A 4356-nucleotide genomic window follows, 5' to 3' on the forward strand; every position below is an offset into this window, starting at 1 on the left:
CACCGACACGCGCGACGTCGACACCCAGCCCGTCCCCGTCATCGAGGACGACCGCCGGACCCGCCCCGCCGCCGACGAGCCCCGGACGCCCCAGATCGATCATGCGGGCCAGGTAGTGGAGGGCCGCGTCGGCGTCGGAGCCGCGCATCGACTTGATGAACGCGCTGATCACGTCGTAGTGCTGGTCGCCCTGGCGGTCGTAGCGCACCGCCGCCTTGTCGGCGGCCTTCTCCACCACCTCGACGGTGATGTCGTCGGCCAGCAGGGCGGCGGCCTCCAGGTAGGTCAGCGACCTGCGCGCGTCGCCGCCGGCCAGGCGCACCAGGTGGTCGAGGGCCTCGGGCGCGAGCCGGGCCCGCCCGCCCAGGCCGCGCGGCTCGGCCACCGCCCGCTCCAGGACCGCGCGCACGTCGTCGTCGGACAGCGACTCCAGAGTGAGCAGCAGCGAGCGCGACAACAGCGGCGAGATGACGGAGAAGTACGGGTTCTCGGTGGTGGCGCCGATGAAGGTGACCCAGCGGTTCTCCACCGCCGGCAGCAGCGCGTCCTGCTGGGCCTTGTTGAAGCGGTGGACCTCGTCGACGAACAGCACGGTCTGCCGGCCGCTCATGCCCAGCTCGCGGCGGGCGTTGTCGATGGCGGCGCGCACATCCTTGACGCCGGCCGAGACGGCGGAGATCTCGACGAAGCGGCGCTTGGTGACGTTGGAGACGACGTAGGCCAGGGTCGTCTTGCCGGTGCCGGGCGGGCCCCACAAGAACAGCGACATGGGGGCCTCGCTCTCGACCAGCCGCCGCAGCGGGGTGCCGGAGCCCAGCAGATGCCGCTGGCCGATCACCTCGTCGAGGGTGCGCGGGCGCATCCGCACCGCGAGGGGTTGCGGGGTGGCCTCCTCAGCCGCCGAATCGAACAGGCTATCCACAACGCGAGATTACACGCCGGTCAGACCCGCCGCGGCCCACACGGCCCTGGCCCCGGAGTCGCCCGCCCGGAAGCAGAAGTAGCCCGCCCCGGCGGCCAGGACGACCGTCAGCGCCGACAGCGCCAGCGTGACGGGCCTGCCGAACCGGTCGCGGGTGAGCGAGCCGCGCGCGGGGGTGGTGGCGTACACCAGGGCCAGGCAGGCGGCGGCGAGCCCGGCCGCCGACAGCAGCAGCGGGGTCGCGAAGCCCTCGTGGACGACGACCCGCGCGCCGAGCGGGCCCTCCACGCCGGTGAAGCGGGCCCGCTTGAGGCTCTCCCCGCTCTCCTTGGCCGCCAGGACCGCCACGGGGGCGGCCACGGCCAGCAGCACCACCGCCCACGCCGTCACGGCCCGCACGCGAGGCGCCAGCGCGTACGCCCCGCCCACGAGGACGAGCAGCGGCGTCAGCACCACGGCGAGGTGCACGATCAGCGGATGGGCCGGCAGGCCGAGGATCTGGTCGAACACGGTCACTCCTTGGAGGGGCTCACCTGGACTACGTATCTACCTGTGAAATGGTTCTCTCCTCACTTGCCCCACTCTGCGGCTTCCGCCACTTACGCCCGGCACATATCGGGGGCCGGTAGCATTCGCGGAGTTGTTTGGTCATGTGTCGGCAAAGATGAAGGAGACAACCGGTGAGCGGCGACGACCGCCAGAGCGAGCTGGCCCGGGAGCACAAGGAGCGGCAGGCGAGGCGCGCGGCCGAGCAGACCGCCAAAGCCAGGCGGAACACCTTCATCGGCGCGGGCGTGGCCGTCGTCGTGGTGGCGGGCGGCATCTTCGCCGCGACCACCCTGATGGGCGACGACAAGAAGACGGCCGCGGCGGCGAGCACGCCCTCGCCCTCCGCCAGCACCAGCATCCCCGCGCCGACGTCGCTGCCGAGCACCACGCCGCCGAAGCAGGCGGGCAAGGTGTCGTGCACCTACAAGCGGGACGAGTCCGCGCCCAACAAGTTCGTCGGTCTGCCGGGCAAGCGGCCCAACCTCAAGCTCAAGACGATGACCGTGAGCACCAACCACGGCGACATCGTGATCGACGTCGACGCGAACGCGACCCCGTGCTCGGTCAACTCGATGGCGTTCCTGGCCAGGAAGGGCTTCTACAACAACACCAAGTGCCACCGGCTGGTGACCCCGGAGACGGCCGGCCTGTTCCTGCTGCAGTGCGGCGACCCGCAGGCCAAGGCCGACGGCAGGAACCCGACCGACGGGCAGGGCACGGCCGGCTACGTGTACGGCGACGAGGCCGTCGGCATGCCCTACACCAAGGGCGTGGTGTTCCTGACCCAGCCCGACGGCGCGGCGGGGCAGAACAGCAGCCAGTTCGCGATCTCGCTGTCGGACGAGAACGGCCAGCTGGAGCCGCAGTACTCGGTGCTCGGCATGGTCCGCTCGGGCCTGGAGATCATCGAGAAGGTCGCCAAGGACGGCGTCATCGTCAACGGCGACGACATCGTGGGCGACGGCGGCTCGACCGCGCCGAAGAACCCGATCATCATCAAGCGCGTCACCGTGCGGTAGCACGCGCAACACGACGGCGGGCGCCCCCCTGCGAAAGGGGGGCGCCCGCCGTCGTCGTGTCAGGCCTCGGACTTGGGCTGGGCGTCGACGCCCGCCTCCTTGCGCTGGTCGGCCGTGATCGGCGTCGGCGCGCCGGTCAGCGGGTCGAAGCCGGAGGCGGTCTTCGGGAACGCGATCACGTCGCGGATCGAGTCGCCGCCGGACAGCAGCATGCAGATCCGGTCCCAGCCGTAGGCGATGCCGCCGTGCGGGGGCGGGCCGTACTTGAACGCCTCAAGCAGGAAGCCGAACTTGCTCTCGGCCTCCTCCTTGGAGATGCCGAGCACGTCGAAGACCCGCTGCTGCATCTCGGCCCGGTGGATACGGATCGAGCCGCCGCCGATCTCCATGCCGTTGCAGACCATGTCGTAGGCGTAGGCCAGGGCCTCGCCCGGGTGGTCCTGGAAGTTGTCGGCCCATTCCGGCTTGGGGCCGGTGAACGGGTGGTGCACGGCCGTCCAGCCGCCCTCGCCGTCCTCCTCGAACATGGGGGCGTCGACCACCCACAGGAACGACCACTGCGACTCGTCGATCAGGCCGCAGCGGCGGCCGATCTCCAGGCGGGCCGCGCCCAGCAGGTCGCGGGAGGCCGAGCGGGCGCCGGCGGCGAAGAAGATCGCGTCACCGGGGGCGGCGCCGACCTTGGCGGCCAGGCCGGACAGCTCCTGCTCCGACAGGTTCTTGGCGACCGGGCCGCCGAGCGTGCCGTCCTCCTGGACCAGCACGTAGGCCAGGCCCTTGGCGCCGCGGCTGCGCGCCCACTCCTGCCAGCCGTCGAGCTCCTTGCGGGTCTGCGAGGCGCCGCCCGGCATGACCACCGCGCCGACGTAGTCGGCCTGGAACACGCGGAAGGAGGTGGCCGAGAAGTAGTCGGTCATCTCGACGAGCTCCTGGCCGAAGCGCAGGTCGGGCTTGTCGGAGCCGTAACGGGCCATGGCGTCGGCGTAGGTCATGCGCGGCAGCGGCATGGGGATCTCGTAGCCGAGGATCTCCCGCCACAGGCGGCCGACCAGCTTCTCGCCGACCTCGATGACGTCCTCCTGGTCGACGAAGGACATCTCGACGTCGATCTGGGTGAACTCGGGCTGGCGGTCGGCCCGCAGGTCTTCGTCGCGGTAGCACTTGGCGAGCTGGTAGTAGCGCTCCAGGCCGGCGACCTGGAGGAGCTGCTTGAACAGCTGGGGCGACTGCGGCAGGGCGTACCAGTTGCCGGGCTGCAGGCGGACCGGCACCAGGAAGTCGCGCGCGCCCTCGGGGGTCGAGCGGGTCAGCGTCGGGGTCTCGACGTAGACGAAGCCGAGCTCGTGCATCACCTCGTTGGCCAGGTAGGTGGCTTTGGAGCGGGTGCGCATGGCGGCGGCGACCTGCTGGCGGCGGATGTCGAGGTAGCGGTACTTGAGCCGGGCCTCCTCCGACACGCCGACGTTGCCCTCGATGGGGAACGGCAGCGGCGCGGACTCGCTCAGCACCTCGACCCGCTCGGCCACGACCTCGATCGCGCCGGTGGGCAGCTCGGGGTTCTCGTTGCCCTCCGGGCGCACCCTGACCTGGCCGACCACCTGCACGCAGTACTCGGCGCGCAGGTCGTGGGCGTGGTCCTCCTCGCGGAAGACCACCTGCGCCGAGCCGGAGGCGTCGCGCAGGTCGATGAAGACAACGCCGCCGTGGTCACGGCGGCGGGCCACCCATCCTGCGAGCGTCACCTGCTGCCCGGCGTGCTCCTCACGGAGCGACCCGGCCGTATGCGTGCGGATCACTGCACTTTCCCTTTCAAAACGTCGGCGACCTGGGCCAGCGGCACCTGGGTCTGTTCTGCGGTGGTCAGGT

General features: G+C 71.2%; 4 protein-coding genes. 1 reads left to right on the forward strand and 3 read right to left on the reverse strand.

Annotated elements, in window-relative coordinates; all coding sequences use genetic code 11:
- Together ACWCSD_RS48710 and ACWCSD_RS48715 are read right to left on the reverse strand one after the other, a co-directional pair.
- Nucleotides 1–862: AAA family ATPase (locus tag ACWCSD_RS48710; RefSeq protein ID WP_449926004.1), on the reverse strand; the 862-nt coding region annotated here is incomplete at its 3' end.
- Between the two features lie 69 nt (nt 863–931).
- Nucleotides 932–1432, reverse strand: a complete 501-nt coding sequence (locus tag ACWCSD_RS48715; protein WP_449926000.1) for a hypothetical protein — start codon at nt 1430–1432, stop codon at nt 932–934.
- 170 nt (nt 1433–1602) lie between these two features.
- Here ACWCSD_RS48715 and ACWCSD_RS48720 point away from each other — a divergent pair, with 170 nt between their 5' ends.
- On the forward strand, nt 1603–2490 hold the full coding sequence (locus ACWCSD_RS48720; protein WP_387665133.1) for a peptidylprolyl isomerase: 888 nt from the start codon (nt 1603–1605) through the stop codon (nt 2488–2490).
- A 59-nt stretch (nt 2491–2549) separates the two neighbouring features.
- Here the strand turns inward: ACWCSD_RS48720 and aspS are convergent, their stop codons facing one another.
- Nucleotides 2550–4286, reverse strand: a complete 1737-nt coding sequence (gene aspS / locus ACWCSD_RS48725) for an aspartate--tRNA ligase (RefSeq protein WP_358285771.1) — start codon at nt 4284–4286, stop codon at nt 2550–2552.
- Nucleotides 4287–4356 lie beyond the last annotated feature (70 nt).

Source organism: Nonomuraea sp. NPDC001684 (assembly GCF_053596515.1).